Consider the following 17,986-nt stretch of genomic DNA (forward strand, 5'->3'; position numbering starts at 1 on the left):
CCGCCGCACCGGTGCCGGTACCATCGTCGGAGCGAGGCGCTGATGGGGACGAGTACGGTCGCACGCAGTCACGAGAGACCTGGGGACGGTGGAAGCCCGGGGGCGTGCGCGGCCGGAAGATCACCCCGGAGCCGTCGGAGGAAAGGCTTCGGCCGACTAGAACCGACCGCACCCACTTCGAGTGGGCCGTGGCTTCACGGCCAAAGAGGGTGGTACCGCGGGGCCGATGAGGTCTCGTCCCTCTGTTGCTGACGGAACACGTCCGACGGAGGAACACAAGGTGTATCGCCCGGTGCCCGCGCAGGTCGACCTGCCCGCGCTCGACCACGACGTCCTGCGGTTCTGGCAGGAACAGAAGATCTTCGCGCGCAGCCTCGAGCAGTCCGCGGGCCGCCCCGAATGGGTCTTCTACGAGGGCCCGCCCACGGCCAACGGGATGCCCGGCGCCCACCACATCGAGGCCCGCGTCTTCAAGGACGTCTTCCCGCGCTACCGCACGATGAAGGGCTTCCACGTCGCCCGCAAGGCCGGCTGGGACTGCCACGGCCTGCCGGTCGAGCTCGCCGTCGAGAAGGAGCTCGGCTTCAGCGGCAAGCAGGACATCGAGGCGTACGGCGTCGCCGCCTTCAACGACCGCTGCCGGGCCTCCGTCACCCGGCACACCGACGCGTTCGCCGAGCTCACCGAGCGCATGGGCTACTGGGTCGACACGGCCGACGCCTACCGCACGATGGACCCGGACTACATCGAGTCCGTCTGGTGGTCGCTGCGGCAGATCTTCGACAAAGGCCTGCTGGTCGAGGACTTCCGGGTCGCCCCGTGGTGCCCGCGCGACCAGACGACGCTCTCCGACCACGAGCTCGCGCAGGGCTATGAGACGGACGTCGACCCGGCCGTCTACGTGCGCTTCCCGCTCACCTCGGGCCCGCTGGCCGGTCAGGCGTCGCTGCTGGTCTGGACGACCACGCCGTGGACGCTGGTGTCCAACACGGCCGTCGCGGTCAACCCCGACGTGACGTACGTGGTGGCGACCGACGGCAACGAGCAGCTGGTGGTGGCCGAGCCGCTCATGGCCCAGGTGCTGGGCGAACAGTGGCGGGCGACCGGCGAGTCGTTCACCGGCAAGCAGATGGAGCGCTGGACCTACCGCCCGCCGTTCGAGCTGGTCGAGGTGCCCGACGCGCACATCGTGATCCTGGCCGGCTACGTCACCACCGACAGCGGCACCGGCCTCGTGCACCAGTCGCCGGCGTTCGGCGCCGACGACCTGGCGAGCTGCCGCGCGTACGGGCTGCCCATGGTCAACCCGATCCGGCGCGACGGCACCTTCGAGCCTGAGGTTCCGCTGGTGGGCGGCCTCTTCTTCCGTACGGCCAACGAGCCGCTCGTCGAGGAGCTGCGGCGCGCCGGCCTGCTGTTCCGCCTCGATCCGTACGAGCACCAGTACCCGCACTGCTGGCGCTGTCACACCGCGCTGATCTACTACGCCCAGCCCTCCTGGTACGTGCGCACCACCGCCGTACGGGAAAAGATGCTGCGCGAGAACGAGCAGACCACCTGGCAGCCCGAGACCGTCAAGCACGGCCGCTACGGCGACTGGCTCAAGAACAACGTCGACTGGGCGCTGTCCCGCAACCGCTACTGGGGCACGCCGCTGCCCATCTGGCGGTGTGCCGAGGGACACCTGACCTGCATCGGCTCGCTGGCCGAGCTGGGCGACAAGGCCGGTCGCGACCTGTCCGGGCTCGATCCGCACCGCCCCTACATCGACGAGGTCACCTTCGCCTGCCCGCAGTGCGAGCGGACGGCCACCCGCGTCCCCGAGGTCATCGACGCCTGGTACGACTCGGGGTCCATGCCGTTCGCCCAGTTCGGCTACCCGTACAAGAACAAGGAGCTCTTCGAACGGCGGTTCCCCGCGCAGTTCATCTCCGAGGCGATCGACCAGACCCGCGGCTGGTTCTACACGCTGATGGCGATCAGCACCATCGTCTTCGACCGTTCGTCGTACGAGGCTGTCGTCTGCCTGGGCCACATCCTCGCCGAGGACGGCCGCAAGATGTCCAAGCACCTCGGCAACATCCTCGAGCCGATCCCGCTGATGGACACGCACGGCGCCGACGCCGTCCGCTGGTTCATGGCCTGCGTGGGCTCGCCCTGGTCGGCGCGACGGGTCGGCCACACGACGCTGCAGGAGGTCGTGCGCAAGACCCTGCTGACGTACTGGAACACGGTCGCGTTCCAGGCCCTCTACGGCCGGGCTGCGGGCTGGCAGCCGTCCGCCTCCGATCCGGCGCCGGCCGACCGGCCGCTGCTCGACCGCTGGGTGCTGTCCGAGCTGAACGACCTGGTCGGCAAGGTCGATACGGCGTACGCGGCGTTCGACACCCAGGAGGCGGGCCGGCTGCTCGCCGCGTTCGTCGACGACCTTTCCAACTGGTATGTGCGCCGCAGCCGCCGCCGCTTCTGGCGCGGGGAGCCGGCCGCGCTGGCCACCCTGCACGAGGCCCTGCGCACGGTCACGTTGCTGATGGCTCCGCTGACCCCGTTCGTCACCGAGCGGGTGTGGGGCGACCTGGTCACCCCGGTCGATCCCGGTGCGGCCGAATCGGTGCACCTCGCGGCCTTCCCCGAGCCCGATGAGTCGCTGATCGATCCGGTCCTGTCGACGCGGATGGCGCTGGTCCGGCGGCTGGTCGAGCTGGGCCGGGCGGCGCGGGCCGAGTCGGGCATGAAGGTGCGCCAGCCGCTGTCCCGCGCGCTGGCCTCGGCCAACGGCTTCGGCGACCTGCCGCCCGGCCTGCTGGCCGAGATCGCCGCGGAGCTCAACGTGGGCGAGGTCGGCCCGGTCGCCGGCTCCTTCGTCGACACGACGGCCAAGGCCAATTTCCGTACGCTGGGCAGGCGCTTCGGCAAGAAGGTGCAACTCGTGGCCCAGGCGATCGCCGCGGCCGACGCCGCCGAGCTCAAGGACGCCCTCCGCACGTCGGGAACGGCGTCGCTCGTGGTCGACGGCGAGCCGATCACCCTGACCCCCGACGAGGTCGTGATCACCGAGACGCCGCGCGCGGGCTGGGCCGTCGCCTCCGACTCGGGCGGCACGGTGGCGCTCGACCTCTCGCTCACGCCGGAGCTGCGACGGGCCGGCATCGCCCGCGACGCCGTGCGGCAGATCCAGGAGGCCCGCAAGGCGAGCGGCCTCGAGGTCTCCGACCGCATCGACCTGGGCTGGTCCGCCGAGGGCGAGACGGCGCAGGCCCTGGTCGAGCACGCCACCCTGGTCGCCGACGAGGTGCTGGCCACGAGCTACGAGAGCGGGCCGGCGACCTGGCCCGACGCCCGCGAGTTCACCGACGAGTCGATCGGCCTGACGTTCTGGCTGCGGAAGGCCTGATCCGGACGGCGCCCCGGCGCGGGCCGCGCCGGGGTCAGCGGCAGGGGAGGATGCCGGCTCGCTTCTTGGCCTCCAGGACGTGGCGGGCGGCCTCGTCGACCCGGGCACGGAAGGACTGATCGCTTTCGGCCCGGGCGATCAGGGCCCCGGCCATGGGGGCGGCGTCGGCGGCCACGATGGTGAGCACCATGTCGCCGCCGGCGGCCACGAAGCGAACGGCTCGCTGGGCGGGGGAGACGGACGTGACCGCGCGGGCCGCGCCCAGATCGTCGGAGATCACCAGGCCGTCGAAGCCGATCTTCTCGCGCAGCAGGCCGGTGATGATCGGCTTCGAGAAGGCGGCGATGGCGTCAGGGTCGATCTTCGGGTAGCGGGCCGAAGAGATCATCACGGCGGCCGAGCCCGACTCGATGCCGGCCTTGAACGGGCTCAGGTACGGGTCGTCAACGGTCGCGACGGTGTCGGTCGCACCCCTGGACACGTCGGTGTTGACCCGCACGCGGCCCAGGCCGGGGAAGTGCTTCAGCGTCGTCAGCACGCCGGCGTCCTGGGAGGCGGGGACGACCGTACGGATCGCCGCCGCGACCTTCGCCGGGTCGGAGCCGAACTCGCGGCGGAAGGCGCCGATCGGCGGGTTGCCGGTGCCGATGCTGGTGGGCACGGTGTCGGCGACCGGAGCGAGGTTGAGGTTCACGCCGATTCCCTTCAGCCGGCGGGCGCTCGTGCCGGTGGTGTCGCGCAGTGTCGCGGCCGGCCCGGAGCCGAGCCGTTGCGCCGACGGCAACCGTGGGAAGTCGGGGCCCTTGAGGGTCTGGACGCTGCCGCCCTCCTGGTCGACGGCCAGCAGCATCGGCATGGGGGCCTGCTTCTGCAGGGCGGCGATGCCGGACTTCAGTTGGGCGGCCGCATGCGTGCTGCGGCCGCGCAGGAAGACGCCACCCAGGTGGTAGCGGCGCACAGTGTCGCCCAGGCCGCTGGGCGCGTTGACCGCGGCGCCGATCATGAGCAGCTGGCCGACGCGTTCCGGCAGGTCGAGGGCGTCGAGGGTCTCGGTCAGGCAGTCCTTGGGCGGCGGCGGGGGCGCGGACGACGGCGACGTGGAGAACGGCGGCGTGGCGGACGGCGCCGCCGCTGAGGAGGGCGCCGCGATCGGGGGGTCGGCGGCGCCGGTGGTGCAGCCGCTGACTGCCAGGAGCATGGCGACCGCCGCGGCGGCCAGGCTTCGCTTCATCGACCGCCACGGTAGTCAATCAATGTCGATCAGGTGGTGTGCGGCCCGGGGAGATCGTGTGAAGGCCCTCGAAGGCCAGGGCGGTCACCGCGTCGGCGATCGCGTCGGCCCCGCCGGGGCGGGGGCGGTACCACTCGGTGAGCGAGTTGACCATGCCGAGGAGCAGGCGGGCGGCGGTGGCGGGCTCGATGTCGGGGCGTACGCCGCCCTCGGCCTGGGCCTGCTTGACGAGCTCGGTGACCACGACGTCGAACTCGCGCCGCCGGGCCAGCGCGTGCTGCTCGGCCTCGGTGTTGCCGCGGACCCGCAGCAGCACGGTCACGTATTCGAACCGCTCCGACAACACGAGCACGCTCCGGCGGATCAGCTGCTCGAGCCTTTCCCGGGCGGGCACATCGAGGGCGCGAACCTCGTCGGCCGCCTCGAAGAGCCCGTCGAGCGCGCGGTCCATCGCCATCTGCAGGAGCTGTTCCTTGCCGCTGATGTGGTGGTAGACGCTGGATTTCGTGATGCCCAGGGCGACGGCGATGTCGAACATGCTGGTGTAGTCGTAACCGCGCTCGTTGAACAGCCGCACGGCGGCAGCGAGCACGGCATCCTGGTCATAGCCGGGACGGCCGCGCCGCCGCGGCTCTCGGGCGGGTGTCGGTGCCATTCTCTCTCCCGGGCTTGATTACCGACCGACCGGACGGTAGATAATGATGGCACGCGAGCGCAAGGGAGCGCAGGATGACGACCCCCGCCGGGTTCTACGAGACGCATGCCGAGCTGCTCGATCAGGCTGTCCGGGCGACGACCGTCCGCGACTACTGGTCAGCCTTCCCCGAGTCGCCGAGCAAGTCGGTCTACGGCGAGCAGGCCGCTCCCGATGGTGAGCGCGCGTTCCGGGCCCTGCTCGGCGGCACGTTCCCGATCGAGGTGCCCGGCGCCGCCGGCACGGTCAGCACCGAGCGCTCGCCCTGGGGCCTCGAGCTCGGCATCAGCTATCCCAAGGCCGACCCGCTGGCCCTGGTCGCCGCAGCCCGCGCCGCCACCCCGGCCTGGCGCGCCGTGAACCCGCAGGGTCGCGCCGGCGTCGCCGCTGAGATCATCAAGCGGATCAACGCCCGCTCGTTCGAGCTGGCCCACGCCGTGCAGCACACCACCGGCCAGGCGTTCGTCATGGCGTTCCAGGCCGGCGGCCCGCACGCGCAAGACAGGGCTCTCGAAGCCGTGGCGTACGCGCTGGCCGCCACCACCCGCATTCCGGCCACCGCCGAGTGGACCAAGCCGCAGCGCGGCGGCGACCCCCTGCGCCTCGCCAAGACGAGCACGGTCGTCGGCCGCGGCGTGGGCCTGGTCATCGGCTGCAACACGTTCCCCACCTGGAACAGCTATCCCGGGCTGTTCGCGAGCCTCGTCACCGGCAACCCGGTGATCGTCAAGCCGCACCCGGGCGCCGTGCTGCCGCTGGCCATCACCGTGCAGATCTGCCGCGAGGTGCTGGCCGAGGCCGGCCAGAGCCCCGACCTGGTCACCCTGGCCGTCGAGGAGCCGGGCGACGGCATCGCGGCCACCCTGGCCACCCACCCCGACGTCCGCATCGTCGACTTCACCGGCTCCAGCGAGTTCGGCAACTGGCTCGAGGCCAACGCACGCCAGGCCGTCGTCTACACCGAGAAAGCCGGCCTCAACACGGTCGTGGTCGACTCCACCGACGACTACAAGGGCCTGCTGCGCAACCTGTCCTTCTCGCTGTCCCTCTACAGCGGGCAGATGTGCACCACCCCGCAGAACATCCTGGTCCCGCAGGGCGGCATCGAGACGGACGCCGGCCACCGCAGCGTCGACGAGTTCGGCGCCGACCTGGCCGCCGCCCTCGACAAGCTGCTGGGCGACCCGGCCCGGGCCGCGGGCACGCTGGGCGCGATCGTCAACGACGGCGTCCTGGCCCGGCTCACCGAGGCCGACAGCGCGGCCAGCGTCATCCACCGCACGGCCGAGGTCGCCGACGCGAGCAACCCGGGCGCCACGATCCGCACGCCCGTGGTGGTCCGGCTCGACGCGGCCGACGAGAAGGCGTACACCCGGGAATGGTTCGGCCCGGTCTCGTTCGTCATCGCCACGGAGTCGACCGCGCACAGCCTGCGCGTCCTGGTCGAGACGGTCCGGGCCCACGGGGCGCTCACCGCGCTCGTCCACTCCACGAATCCCGAGGTCCTTTCCGCTGCGCGGGAGGCGGCGCTCGACGCCGGGGTGCACCTCGCCGAAAATCTCACGGGAGGGGTGTTCGTGAACCAGACCGCCGCGTTCAGCGACCTGCACGGCTCCGGCGCCAACCCGGCCGCCACGGCCTCGCTGAGCGACGACCACTTCGTCACCGGCCGGTTCTTCACCCTCCAGTCCCGTCACCACGTCTGAGCACCGGAGGAACACACGATGGCTGAGGCCTACCTCGTCGGCGGCGTCCGCACCCCCCAGGGCAAGTACGGCGGCGCGCTCGCCGGCATCCGCCCCGACGACCTCGCGGGGCTGGTCGTCCGCGAGGCGGTCGGCCGGGCCGGCGTGCCCGCCGAGGCGATCGACGAGGTGGTGCTCGGCGCGGCCAACCAGGCCGGCGAGGACAACCGCAACGTGGCTCGCATGGCCGTGCTGCTCTCCGGCCTCCCCGACACGGTTCCGGGCTACACCGTCAACCGGCTCTGCGCCAGCGGCCTGACCGCGATCGTCTCGGCCGCCAACCAGATCCGGGCCGGCGAGGCCGACCTGATCGTGGCCGGCGGTGTCGAGTCGATGACCCGGGCGCCGTGGGTGATGCAGAAGCCGGGCACCCCGTGGGCCCGCCCCGGCGAGGTCGTCGACACGTCGCTGGGCTGGCGCTTCACCAACCCGCAGTTCAAGGCGCACGACAAAGAGGCCGGCACCGGCCCCGAGGATCGCCGGATCACGCTCAGCATGGGCGAGACGGCCGAAGAGGTCGCCGCGCTCGACGGCATCACCCGCGCCGAGAGCGACGCGTTCGCGCTGCGCAGCCACCAGCGGGCGATCGCGGCGATCGACGCCGGCCGGTTCGAGAGCGAGATCGTGCCGGTCGGCGAGGTGACCACCGACGAGATCCCCCGCCGCGGGTCCACTCTCGAGAAGCTGGGCGCTCTGCGGCCGGTCTTCCGGGTCGGCGGGGTCGTCACGGCCGCTTCGTCGTCCCCGCTCAGCGACGGCGCCGCCGCGCTCGTCGTGGCGAGCGGCGAGGCCGTCGAGCGGTACGGGCTGACCCCGCGCGCCCGGATCGTCACGGCGGCCAGCGCGGGCGTCCCGCCCCAGATCATGGGCCTGGGCCCGGTGCCCGCCACCGAGAAGGCCCTGGCCCGGGCCGGCTGGGGCGCGAGCGACCTCGAGGCCGTCGAGCTCAACGAGGCCTTCGCCGTGCAGTCGCTGGCCGTGATCCGGCGGCTCAAGCTCGACGAGGAAAAGGTGAACGCCGACGGCGGCGCGATCGCCCTGGGCCACCCGCTGGGCTGCTCGGGCGCCCGGCTCACCGTGACGCTGCTGGGCCGCATGGAACGCGAGAACGCCCGCCGGGCCCTGGCCACCCTCTGCGTCGGCGTCGGTCAAGGCGTCGCCATGTTGGTGGAGCGGCCGTGAACACGCTGCACGTCGAGGAGCTCGACGACCGCGTGGTGGTCACGTTGCGGCGCCCCGAGGCCCGCAACGCGATCAACGCGGCGATGATCGGCGAGCTGCACGACGTGTGCGCGGCCCTGGAAGAGCGGCCGCGGCTGCTGCTGATCACCGGCGGCGACGGCACCTTCGCCGCCGGGGCCGACATCGGCGAGCTGCGCGAGCGTGGCCGGGAGCAGGCGCTGCAAGGCATCAACAGCCGGTTGTTCGACCGCGTGGCCCGGCTGCCGATGCCCACGGTGGCCGCTGTGGACGGTTACGCGCTGGGCGGGGGCGCCGAGCTGGCGTACGCGTGCGACGTCCGGCTCGCCTCACCGGCCGCGATCTTCGGCAACCCCGAGCCGGGTCTCGGCATCCTCGCGGCGGCCGGCGCCTGCTGGCGGCTGCGGGAGCTGGTCGGCGCCTCGGTCGCCAAGCAGGTGCTGCTGGCCGGGCGGCGGCTCGACGCCGACGACGCGCTGCGGTTCGGCCTGCTGGCCGAGGTCGTGCCGGCCGGCGAGCTGCTGAAGCGGGCCCACGCGATGCTCGATCGGATGGCCCGCTCGGGTGCGCTCGCGCTGCGCCTCACCAAGCTGGTCGCCGACGGCGCCGGACACCCGCTGACCGACGACCTGGCCCAGGCGATCCTCTTCGAGTCGGAGGAGAAACGCGTGCGGATGGACGCCTTCCTGGCCGGCGGCCGTTCATGAGCGCCCGGCGAACCGGCGGCGCATTCGTGGCTGCACGGCTGGCGGCGAGGATGTCAGGCGACGCGTTCGCGGACGCCCGGCACGTGGCGAGCGTGGCCGGCGGTCGGTCATGAGCGCGCCGGCAGCGGCCGTGCCGAAGGTCGTGGCTGTGGTCGGTGGCGGGCGCATGGGGGCCGGCATCGCCCAGGTCTTCGCCGTGGCCGGCGCGGTCGTCTGCCTGGTCGAACGCGACCCGGCGGCTGCGGCGGCGTCCCGCGACCGGGTGGCGATGGGGCTGCTGCGGGCCTCCGAGAAGGGCGCGTTGAGCGAGTCGGCCGACTCGGTGCTCGAACGGCTGATCCTCCTCGACGACCTGTCGGGACTCAATGCCGACACCGACCTGCTGGTCGAGGCCGTGCCGGAGGACCCGGCGCTCAAAGTGCGCCTGCTGGCCGCGGCCGAGCAGGCCGTCGGCGAATCCACGGTGCTGGCCAGCAACACCAGCTCCCTGTCGATCAGCGGGCTGGCCGACGGGCTGCGGCGGCCCGAGCGGTTCCTCGGCATGCACTTCTTCAACCCGGTGCCGGCCAGCAAGCTGGTCGAGATCGTGACCGGCCCGCAGACCGGTGACGCCGCGTGCGAGGCGACCCGGGGGTGGGTGGCCGGGCTGGGCAAGAGCGAGATCGTCGTACGGGATTCGCCCGGGTTCGCCACCAGCCGGCTCGGCGTGCTGCTGGGGCTCGAGGCGATCCGCATGCTCGATGAGGGCGTCGCCGACGCGGCCGACATCGATCGGGCCATGGAACTGGGCTATCGGCACCCGATGGGCCCGCTGCGCTCCACCGACCTGATCGGACTCGACGTACGCCTGGCGATCGCCGAACACCTGCACCGGGAGCTGGGGGAGCGTTTCGCGCCGCCGCAACTTTTGCGCGACAAGGTGGCGCGCGGAGAGCTGGGCCGCAAGACCGGGCAAGGGTTCTTCAGCTGGGGCGCGCCATGAGCGAGCGTGCTGGAAGCGTCAGGGGCGAGCGTGCTGGAAGCGTCAGGGGCGAGCGTGCTGGAAGCGTCAGGGGCGAGCGAGCTGGAAGCGTCAGGGGCGAGCGTGCTGGAAGCGTCAGGGGCGAGCGTGCTGGAAGCGTCAGGGGCGAGCGAGCCGGGAGGCGTCATGAGTGAGCAGGTCTTCGAGGCGACCATCGCCAAGGATCAGCGGATCGAGCCGCGCGACTGGATGCCCGAGGGCTACCGCAAGACCATGATCCGGCAGATCGCCCAGCACGCCCACTCCGAGATCATCGGCATGCAGCCCGAGGGCGCCTGGATCACCCGGGCGCCGTCGCTCCGCCGCAAGGCGATCCTGCTGGCCAAGGTGCAGGACGAGGCCGGACACGGGCTCTACCTCTATTCGGCGGCCGAGACCCTCGGCGCCGACCGGGGCGACCTGACCCGCCGGCTCATCGAGGGCCGCCAGAAATACTCCTCGATCTTCAACTACCCCACCCTGACGTTCGCCGACGTCGGCGTGATCGGGTGGCTCGTCGACGGCGCCGCCATCTGCAACCAGGTGCCGCTGTGCCGCAGCTCCTTCGGGCCGTACGCGCGGGCGATGATCCGCATCTGCAAAGAGGAGTCGTTCCATCAGCGGCAGGGCTACGAGCTGCTGATGACGATGATGCGCGGCACGCCGGCCCAGCGCGAGATGGTGCAGGACGCGGTGAACCGCTGGTGGTGGCCGTCGCTGATGATGTTCGGCCCGCCCGACGCGGAATCGCCCAACACGGCCCAGTCGATGGCCTGGAAGATCAAGCGGCACACCAACGACGAGCTGCGGCAGCGCTTCGTCGACATGAGCGTGCCCCAGGCCGAGGCGCTGGGCGTCACCCTGCCCGACGGCGACCTGCGCTGGAACGCCGAGCGCGAGCACTACGACTTCGGCGAGATCGACTGGTCGGAGCTCAAGCGCGTGATCTCGGGCGACGGGCCGATGAATAAGGAACGCATCGCCAACCGGCGCCGGGCCGACGAAGAGGGCGCCTGGGTCCGCGAGGCGGCAGCAGCCCACGCGGCGAAACGACAGGGGGCGCCGGCATGAGCGGCGAGATCAAGCACGAGTGGCCGCTGTTCGAGGTTTTCGTGCGGGCCAAGCGTGGCCTCAACCACGTCCACGTCGGATCGCTGCGGGCCGCCGACCACGAGATGGCGCTGCACCACGCGCGCGACCTGTACACGCGCCGCAACGAGGGCGTCAGCATCTGGGTCGTGAAGTCCGACGACGTCGTGGCCTCGGGGCCGGACGACAAGGACGCGTTCTTCGGGCCCAGCGGCGACAAGGCCTACCGGCACCCGACGTACTACGCCATCCCCGACTCCGTGCCGCACATCTGAGGCCGCGATGAGCTTCGACGACGCCTACCAGGCCCTAACCGACCACGACGACGACGCCCGCTGGGCGTACGGCACCGGGTTCGCCGACCCGCTGGCCGGCGTGCCCACCGCCCTGCCCGACGGGGTGGACGGCGCCGACCTGGCCGCCTACTGCCTGATGATCGGCGACGACGCGCTGATCCTGTCGCACCGGTTGCAGCAGTGGGTGACCCGCGCCCCCGAGCTTGAGGACGAGATGGCGATCGCCAACATCGCGCTCGACCTGCTCGGCCAGGCGCGGCTGCTGCTGACCCGGGCCGGGGAGTCCGAGGGCGCCGGCCGCGACGAGGACGACCTGGCCTACCTGCGCGAGGCCGCGGACTTCCGGCACGTCCGCCTGGCCGGGGCGCGCGACGACGACTTCGGCCACCTGATCGCGCGGCTGCTCGTCTTCGCGACGTGGCGGCTGGCCCTGCTCGACCGGCTGTCGGCGAGCCGCGACCCGGTGCTCGCGGCGATCGCCGCCAAGGGCGTCAAGGAGGTCACCTACCACCGCGAGTACGCGGCGGGCTGGACGGTCCGCCTCGGCGACGGCACGCCGCTCTCCCGCGAGCGCATGCAGGCCGGCCTGGACGCGGTGTGGCCCCTGATCGACGAGCTCTTCGAGCCGCACCCGATCGAGCAGCGACTGACCGGCGTGGCCGTCGACCCGGCGTCGCTGCGCCCCGAGTTCGACGCCGTCCTGGCCCAGGTGCTCGCCGCGGCCACGCTCGACGCGCCGGAACCGGGGAACGCAACGCGCGATGCGTCGGCTTCCGGGGGCGTGACGCGCGATGCGCAGGTGTCTGGAACGGCGACGCACGACGAAGCAGTGCTCGGCAAGACGCCTGGGCGCGACGGCCGACATGGTGGCGAGCTGGCGGAGATCCTGGCCGAAATGCAGGGGCTGGCCCGTGCGACGCCCGGCGGTGTCTGGTGAGCGCCCTCGGCGGTGAGCTGCGGTCAGCCAGCCTTGCGATGGTGAGCGCGTCCGAGTCGCCGGGGTCGGTCGGCGTGGTGAGCGGGGCTGAGTCGCCGGGGTCGGTCGGCGTGGTGAGCGGGGCTGAGTCGCCGGGGTCGGTCGGCGTGGTGAGCGCGGGCGAGTCGCAGGGGCTTGGCGGCGTGGTGAGCGCGGGCGAGTCGCAGGGGCCGGGCGGCATAGTGAGCGCGGCCGAGGTGGCGGCGACTGTCACCGATCCCGAGCTGCCCATGGTCACGCTGGCCGAGCTGGGGATCCTGCGTGAGGTGCGGCAGACCGGCGACGGTGTCGAGGTGACGATCACGCCGACCTACTCGGGGTGCCCGGCCATGGAGGCGATCCGCGCTGACCTGCTGCGGGCGCTGCATCGGGCCGGCTACGACAGGGTGAGCGTCCGGACGCTGCTGGCACCCGCCTGGACCACCGACTGGATCTCGGCTGAGGGCCGGGCCAAGCTGGCCGCGGCCGGCATCTCGCCGCCCGGACCGGCGCCCCGGCGAGCCGCAGGGCCGGTGCCACTCAAACTGGGCGCCCGCGAGGAGCCGATCGCCTGCCCTCGTTGCGGCGAGCGGCAGACGGAGCGGCTGGCCGCGTTCGGCGCGACCGCCTGCCGGGAGTTGCGACGGTGCCCGGCCTGCCGGGAGCCCTTCGAGCACGTGAAGGAGATCTGACGTGCGGGATTTCCACGCGCTTCGCGTTGCCGACGTCGAGCGGCTCTGCGCGGACGCGGTCGCGGTGACCTTCGACGTTCCTGACGACCTCGCCGGCGTCTACGACTTCCGGCCGGGGCAGTCGCTCACCGTGCGGCGGCCCGGCGACGTGCGGGACGAGCGCCGGTCGTACTCGATCTGCGCCCCGTCCGGCGCGCGGCCCCGGATCGGCGTGCGCGAGGTGCCCGGTGGGCTGGTCTCGGGGTGGCTGGTGCACGACCTGCGAGTGGGCGACGCGGTCGAGGTCGCGCCGCCGTCCGGCACGTTCACGCCCGACCTGGAGGCGGGCGGGCGGCACGTCATGATCGCGGCCGGCTCGGGGATCACACCGGTGCTGTCGATCGCGACGTCGCTGCTGCGCAACCCGAAGGCCCAGGTCGCGGTGCTCTACGGCAATCGGCGGGCCGACACGGTGATGTTCGCCGAGGAGCTCGCCGACCTGAAGGACAGCCACCCGTCCCGGCTCGAGCTGGTGCATCTGCTGTCGCGTGAGGCCCGCGAGGTCGACCTGCTCAGCGGGCGGCTCGACGGGGCCAAGTTGCGCACCCTGCTGCCGATGCTGCTCGACGTGTCGGCCGTCGACCACTGGTGGCTGTGCGGACCGTACGGGATGGTCGTCGACGCCACCGAGGTGCTGGGGGAGGCCGGGGTCGCGCCCGAGCGGATCCACCGCGAGCTGTTCTGGGTCGATGAGGCGCCGCCGGAACCCGTACGGGAAACCGGTGTTCCGACCGAGGGCAGCGAAGTGACCGTGCTGCTCGACGGCCGGTCGACCACCGTCACCGTCGCCGAGGGCGCCACCGTGCTCGAGGGTGCCCAGCGGTCCCGGCCCGACCTGCCGTTCGCCTGTAAGGGCGGCGTCTGCGGCACCTGCCGGGCCCGGGTGGTCGACGGCGAGGTGACCATGCGGCGCAACTTCGCGCTGGAACCGGCCGAGGTGGCCGCCGGGTTCGTCCTGACCTGCCAGACGATCCCGGCGTCGGCCGCGGTGACGGTGACGTTCGACGATTAGCTCGTGCGGGCCAGGGCGAAGATCTGGCTCTCCTCGGGGCCGTCGGCCGGGGTGAACGAGACCGTCTCGATGCTGACCACGGTGAAGCCGTGCGCCTCGAGCACGGCTGAGAGATCGTCCTGCAGATAGCCGGAAACGGTCACCGGCACGCCCATGAAGTCGAACGGTAGGCTGTCGCCGTCGAAGTTGACCATGCCGAGGGCGAGGTAGCCACCGGGCTTCAACCAGCCTCGGGCCTTGTCGAGGGTGCGCTCGATGTCGGCCTTGCTCAGCATCAGCAGCGAGAAGAACGCGGTCACGGCCTCGAACTGACCGAAGTCGTCGGCCAGGCGGGTGAAGTCGGCGTGCACGAACTCGGCCGCCGGTACCTGCTCGCGGGCCAGGCGCAGCATCCCCTGGGAGACGTCCACGCCGACGACCCGATGATCCGAACCGGTCAGAATCTGGGCGGTTGGCACCCCCGTCCCGCAGCCGAGGTCGAGCACCGACGTGCCGGCCGGGAGCAGGGCGGCGATCCGTTCGATCAGCGCGGCCTGAAACGGATTGTGGCTGTGTTCGCCCTGGTACTGCTCGGCGAGTTGATCGAAAACCTCCATGCGCGGCAGGTTACCGGGCGCACGCGTCGATCTCCATGAGGTGATCGTCCGCAGTGGACGACCTCAACGGAGGACTACCGTGACGCGCTCCTTGGCGATCCGCTCGTCGAGGCGGGACGGGTCGAGGTTCGCGCAGAGGACGATCGACGCGCCGGCGGTGAGCGGGGCGAGCAGCCAGATCAACGGCTGTTCCTGCAGCGCGGTGTCGATCAGCACGCGGTCGCCGGCCCGGATGCCGTTGTGCTCGGCGACGCCGGCCGCCGTCCGGGCGTACTGCTGATAGGTAGTGCCGTCGGTGACCGCGGGGCGAAGCTCGTCGACGGTGTGGTGCGGCGGGTGGGTGCCGAGGTAGGGGCGCAGCGCCGTGGTGTAGTCGTGGTAGCCCGCGGGCACCTCGCCCGTGGCGGCGCCGTGCGGGGCCAGGCCGAGCACGAACTGGTGCCGACCGGCGGGAACCTCGTCGAGCCAGTTGCCGATGCGGCGGTGTTCCACGAAGGTCACGTCGAGCGGGTCACCGGCGGACTCCAGGCCCGCGGTCGCCCAGCCCCGGATCGAGAGCTCGAGACCGGCCGACCAACTTCCCAGCAGGACGGCCGCCGTCTGCCAGTGCGGCGGCAGCAGCACCGCCGCGGTGCGGCCCGGGCCCAGCCCGCAGTGGTCGGTGAGCAGCGCGGTTGTCGCCGCCGTCCAGCCGCCGAGCTCGCCCGCCGTGAGGCCGAACCGCTCGCCGGTCGCGTCGTCGTAGTACGTGATCAGGTCGGACGCCGTCATCCGGAGAACTCTAGGCGGCGAGGTCGAGCCGCCACGCCCGCCGCTCCGTCGCGTACCTCGTCAGGAGGTGAACTGTGCGTGGGCCGGCTTCGCCGTCGGTCTGCAGGCCGACCCGGGCCTGGAAGGCGCGGACGGCCTCGGTGAGATCATCGCCGGTGGGGCCGGGCGGCATGCCGATCTCGGCCAGCAGTTCGCGGATGCAGGCCGGGTCGGGCGGCGGCGGAGCGTTCCAGCCGATAACGCCGCCGACCACGGAACCGACGACCGTGAGCATTCCTCGTGCCGACATCTGGTGCCTCCTGCTGGGTGAGGGGATGACTCCAGCATCCGGGCGCCGCCTGTGCGTGACATCGGACCCGAGTTCCAAGAAACCCCGAGGCCGCTGCGACTTTCGGCCTAGGGGCAGCTCAGGGGATTGTTCGCCGCGTACAGCGAACCCACAGACGACTCACCGGTCGCCGACAAGGTTCGGGGTCACTGTTGGCTCATCAGCCAACGAAGCGAGGCGTCGCCATGACCGACCTGATGTACCGGCCCACCCACGACCAGCACGACCAGGTGACGCCGCCGCCCCCGCCGGCGCCGCCGTTCGTGCCGCCCCCGGGCGGATCCGGTGACCGCCGGTGGCCGCGCCGGGTCGCCGGTGGGGCCGCTGTGCTCGCCCTGATCGCCGCCGGCGGCACCGCGGGCGGCGTGGTAGCCGAGCGCTACCTGATCGACCACCCGGCCGCTGCCACCGTCCCGACGGCCGCGGCCGCCGCGGCCACCGTCACCGAGGGCGACGACCTGGCCGCCGTCGTCAAGCAGGTGCAGCCGAGCGTGGTCACCGTGCTCGTCGACACCGCCCGCTCCTCGTCGCTGGGCTCGGGCGTGGTGCTCGCCGCCGACGGGCTCATCCTGACCAACAACCACGTCATCGAGGGTGGTGGCACGGTCAGCGTGCGGCTCTCGTCCGGGCAGACCGTGCCGGCCCGGGTGGTCGCCACCGACACCACCCACGACCTGGCCCTGGTGCAGGCGACCGGGCTGTCCGGCCTGACCCCGGTCACGTTCGGCACCGACGACAGTGTCGCCGTGGGTGACACCGTACTGGCCTTCGGAGCGCCGCTGGGCCTCGAGAACACGGTCACCTCGGGCATCGTCTCGGCCCTCGACCGCAGCATCGACACGGCTTCCGAGTCGGCCACCGGCGGCGGCAGCGAGCAGCTCGGCGGCCTTCTGCAGACCGACGCCGCCATCAACCAGGGCAACTCGGGCGGCGCGCTGGTCGACCTGTCCGGTCACGTGGTCGGCATCAACGTCGCGATCGCCACCGCGAGCCAGTCCGACTCGGGCAGCATCGGGGTCGGCTTCGCCATCCCGGCTGACACCGTCGTGGCCGCCGTGAAGCGGATGGAGTCCCGGCTTTCTTCTTGATCCAACTGTGGCCGATCGGGGCTGCCGCGCCCGGGGGCCGGACCGTACGGTGCGTCCGTGACTTCGCCCGTGCCCGTCCGGCCCACAGTGGTCGGTGTCGCCTTCTGGTTCCAGGTGACGCTGGTGGGACTCCTGCTGCTCACCGTCGGAGTGCTGATCGCCGACGCGATCCACTACGACGGGCTGATCGACCAGGCGGCGCGGGTGAGCGGCGCCGATGAGTGGGAGGTGTCGGCCGAACGCGACAGCAGCCTGGGCTTCACGCTGCTTTTCGGCCTGCCGTTGCTGGTGCTGACGGTGTGGCTCGGAGCGACCGTGACGTTCGTGGACCGGGGCAGCAACGTCGCGCGCATCCTGACCTGGGTCGGGCTGTCGGCGCCGGTGGCTCTGTGCCTGGTGTCGTGCCTGCTCGGCGGGTTCGTGGGCGCGATCGGCGTGTTCGCCTTCAGCTCACTCGGCGAGCCGATCGAAGGCGACGACGGCGAGATCCTGCTCGAACAGGAGTGGCGGGACGACGGTTTCTACGGCCGCCTCTACGACCTCGACAGCGGGGGCTGGTCGCTCGTCTACGACGCGCTCCTGGCGTTCACGGCGCCGTCGGCGGCACTGCTGGCGGTCGCGATCATCGTGCTGCTGGCGACCAGGCAATCCGGCCGCTATTTCCGGCCCGATCAAGGTCAACGACTCATTCCGTACGCGGGTCCGGCGCTCTACCATCCGGCCGGAGCGCAGCCGTTCCCCCCACCCGCCCCGATGTTTCACTACCCGCCCGGCCCGGCCGGCGCGCCCTATCCAGCCCCGCCACATCAGCACCCGTGGGCCCCGCCCGCCGCGCACCCACCCGGCCCGCCACCGGCCTTTCCGCCACCGCAGCACCCGTGGGCGCCACCAACTCCGCACCCGCCCGGCTTATGGTCGCCACCAACCCCGCAGCCACCAACCCCGCAGCCACCCGGCCCGTGGGCGCCGCCCGCCCCGCAACCAGCGCCGGACCAATGGGCACCACCCGCGGCGCAACCGCCGCCGGGCCCATGGGCACCGCCCGCCCCGCCGGCGTCCCCTGCGGCACAGCAGCCCGGCCCACCGGTTGAGCCCTCGCCGCCCCCGCCGGGCGAATGAGCCGCTGAGGCCGGAGTGGACCCCCTCCCA

The 17,986-nt window shown here is 72.2% G+C and carries 17 protein-coding genes; 12 read left to right on the forward strand and 5 right to left on the reverse strand.

All coding sequences use genetic code 11. The features are described from left to right. The first annotated feature begins 280 nt into the window (after positions 1-280). On the forward strand, positions 281-3,394 hold the full coding sequence (gene ileS / locus LXN57_RS19115; RefSeq protein ID WP_251799533.1) for an isoleucine--tRNA ligase: 3,114 nt from the start codon (positions 281-283) through the stop codon (positions 3,392-3,394). A gap of 34 nt (positions 3,395-3,428) precedes the next feature. Here ileS and LXN57_RS19120 read toward each other — a convergent pair whose 3' ends face one another. Beyond that, positions 3,429-4,625, reverse strand: a complete 1,197-nt coding sequence (locus tag LXN57_RS19120) for a glycoside hydrolase family 3 N-terminal domain-containing protein (RefSeq protein WP_251799534.1) — start codon at positions 4,623-4,625, stop codon at positions 3,429-3,431. A 19-nt stretch (positions 4,626-4,644) separates the two neighbouring features. Beyond that, positions 4,645-5,280: a TetR/AcrR family transcriptional regulator gene (locus tag LXN57_RS19125; protein WP_251799535.1), complete on the reverse strand. Its 636-nt coding sequence runs from the start codon at positions 5,278-5,280 to the stop codon at positions 4,645-4,647. A gap of 74 nt (positions 5,281-5,354) precedes the next feature. Here LXN57_RS19125 and paaN point away from each other — a divergent pair, with 74 nt between their 5' ends. The 9 genes from paaN (at position 5,355) to paaE (ending at position 14,054) form a co-directional block, all read left to right on the forward strand. Then, a complete protein-coding gene (gene paaN, locus LXN57_RS19130) occupies positions 5,355-7,025 on the forward strand; it encodes a phenylacetic acid degradation protein PaaN (RefSeq protein ID WP_251799536.1) in 1,671 nt (556 codons plus the stop codon). 18 nt (positions 7,026-7,043) lie between these two features. After that, complete coding sequence (locus LXN57_RS19135) at positions 7,044-8,246, forward strand: thiolase family protein (RefSeq protein WP_251799537.1); 1,203 nt, start codon at positions 7,044-7,046, stop codon at positions 8,244-8,246. Further along, complete coding sequence (locus LXN57_RS19140) at positions 8,243-8,971, forward strand: enoyl-CoA hydratase/isomerase family protein (RefSeq protein ID WP_251799538.1); 729 nt, start codon at positions 8,243-8,245, stop codon at positions 8,969-8,971. Before LXN57_RS19135 ends, LXN57_RS19140 begins: the two co-directional genes overlap by 4 nt. 109 nt (positions 8,972-9,080) lie before the next feature. Next, entirely contained in the window at positions 9,081-9,953 is an 873-nt protein-coding gene (locus LXN57_RS19145; RefSeq protein ID WP_251799539.1) for a 3-hydroxyacyl-CoA dehydrogenase family protein, read from the forward strand. A gap of 165 nt (positions 9,954-10,118) precedes the next feature. Next, positions 10,119-11,042 (forward strand): 1,2-phenylacetyl-CoA epoxidase subunit PaaA, encoded by a 924-nt coding sequence (gene paaA / locus LXN57_RS19150; protein ID WP_251799540.1) that lies wholly within the window; start codon positions 10,119-10,121, stop codon positions 11,040-11,042. Next, on the forward strand, positions 11,039-11,335 hold the full coding sequence (gene paaB, locus LXN57_RS19155; RefSeq protein WP_221381041.1) for a 1,2-phenylacetyl-CoA epoxidase subunit PaaB: 297 nt from the start codon (positions 11,039-11,041) through the stop codon (positions 11,333-11,335). The genes paaA and paaB overlap by 4 nt, the downstream gene beginning before the upstream one ends. Positions 11,336-11,342: 7 nt before the next feature. Beyond that, positions 11,343-12,293: a 1,2-phenylacetyl-CoA epoxidase subunit PaaC gene (paaC, locus tag LXN57_RS19160; protein WP_251799541.1), complete on the forward strand. Its 951-nt coding sequence runs from the start codon at positions 11,343-11,345 to the stop codon at positions 12,291-12,293. 218 nt (positions 12,294-12,511) lie between these two features. Continuing rightward, on the forward strand, positions 12,512-13,003 hold the full coding sequence (gene paaD / locus LXN57_RS19165) for a 1,2-phenylacetyl-CoA epoxidase subunit PaaD (RefSeq protein WP_438872890.1): 492 nt from the start codon (positions 12,512-12,514) through the stop codon (positions 13,001-13,003). A 1-nt stretch (position 13,004) separates the two neighbouring features. After that, positions 13,005-14,054 (forward strand): 1,2-phenylacetyl-CoA epoxidase subunit PaaE, encoded by a 1,050-nt coding sequence (gene paaE, locus LXN57_RS19170; protein WP_251799542.1) that lies wholly within the window; start codon positions 13,005-13,007, stop codon positions 14,052-14,054. Here paaE and LXN57_RS19175 read toward each other — a convergent pair. The 3 genes from LXN57_RS19175 to LXN57_RS19185 form a co-directional block, all read right to left on the reverse strand. Then, complete coding sequence (locus tag LXN57_RS19175) at positions 14,051-14,650, reverse strand: class I SAM-dependent methyltransferase (RefSeq protein WP_251799543.1); 600 nt, start codon at positions 14,648-14,650, stop codon at positions 14,051-14,053. The two genes, paaE and LXN57_RS19175, sit on opposite strands and share 4 nt — an antisense overlap. Before the next feature lie 63 nt (positions 14,651-14,713). Further along, positions 14,714-15,421: a TIGR03089 family protein gene (locus LXN57_RS19180; protein ID WP_251799544.1), complete on the reverse strand. Its 708-nt coding sequence runs from the start codon at positions 15,419-15,421 to the stop codon at positions 14,714-14,716. A gap of 10 nt (positions 15,422-15,431) precedes the next feature. Beyond that, positions 15,432-15,710 carry a peptidoglycan-binding protein gene (locus tag LXN57_RS19185; RefSeq protein WP_251799545.1) on the reverse strand — a complete coding sequence of 93 codons (279 nt, stop codon included), beginning with the start codon at positions 15,708-15,710 and terminating at the stop codon, positions 15,432-15,434. 224 nt (positions 15,711-15,934) lie between these two features. On the opposite strand from LXN57_RS19185, the gene LXN57_RS19190 reads away from it, so the two are divergent. After that, positions 15,935-16,837 carry a S1C family serine protease gene (locus LXN57_RS19190; protein WP_251799546.1) on the forward strand — a complete coding sequence of 301 codons (903 nt, stop codon included), beginning with the start codon at positions 15,935-15,937 and terminating at the stop codon, positions 16,835-16,837. A gap of 57 nt (positions 16,838-16,894) precedes the next feature. Then, entirely contained in the window at positions 16,895-17,956 is a 1,062-nt protein-coding gene (locus tag LXN57_RS19195; protein WP_251799578.1) for a hypothetical protein, read from the forward strand. Positions 17,957-17,986: the final 30 nt, after the last annotated feature.

The sequence above is a fragment of the Paractinoplanes hotanensis genome, from assembly GCF_023717965.1.
In the GTDB taxonomy this organism is placed as follows: domain Bacteria; phylum Actinomycetota; class Actinomycetes; order Mycobacteriales; family Micromonosporaceae; genus Actinoplanes; species Actinoplanes polyasparticus.

Bases quoted from the DNA above. Each gene is read 5' to 3' on its own strand.
- LXN57_RS19120 (WP_251799534.1), bottom strand. From the start codon at position 4,625: ATGAAGCGAAGCCTGGCCGCCGCGGCGGTCGCCATGCTCCTGGCAGTC.
- paaN (WP_251799536.1), top strand. From the start codon at position 5,355: ATGACGACCCCCGCCGGGTTCTACGAGACGCATGCCGAGCTGCTCGAT.
- paaB (WP_221381041.1), top strand. From the start codon at position 11,039: ATGAGCGGCGAGATCAAGCACGAGTGGCCGCTGTTCGAGGTTTTCGTG.
- LXN57_RS19185 (WP_251799545.1), bottom strand. From the start codon at position 15,710: ATGTCGGCACGAGGAATGCTCACGGTCGTCGGTTCCGTGGTCGGCGGC.
- LXN57_RS19125 (WP_251799535.1), bottom strand. From the start codon at position 5,280: ATGGCACCGACACCCGCCCGAGAGCCGCGGCGGCGCGGCCGTCCCGGC.
- LXN57_RS19135 (WP_251799537.1), top strand. From the start codon at position 7,044: ATGGCTGAGGCCTACCTCGTCGGCGGCGTCCGCACCCCCCAGGGCAAG.
- LXN57_RS19190 (WP_251799546.1), top strand. From the start codon at position 15,935: ATGACCGACCTGATGTACCGGCCCACCCACGACCAGCACGACCAGGTG.
- LXN57_RS19180 (WP_251799544.1), bottom strand. From the start codon at position 15,421: ATGACGGCGTCCGACCTGATCACGTACTACGACGACGCGACCGGCGAG.
- paaC (WP_251799541.1), top strand. From the start codon at position 11,343: ATGAGCTTCGACGACGCCTACCAGGCCCTAACCGACCACGACGACGAC.
- LXN57_RS19145 (WP_251799539.1), top strand. From the start codon at position 9,081: ATGAGCGCGCCGGCAGCGGCCGTGCCGAAGGTCGTGGCTGTGGTCGGT.
- paaA (WP_251799540.1), top strand. From the start codon at position 10,119: ATGAGTGAGCAGGTCTTCGAGGCGACCATCGCCAAGGATCAGCGGATC.
- LXN57_RS19175 (WP_251799543.1), bottom strand. From the start codon at position 14,650: ATGGAGGTTTTCGATCAACTCGCCGAGCAGTACCAGGGCGAACACAGC.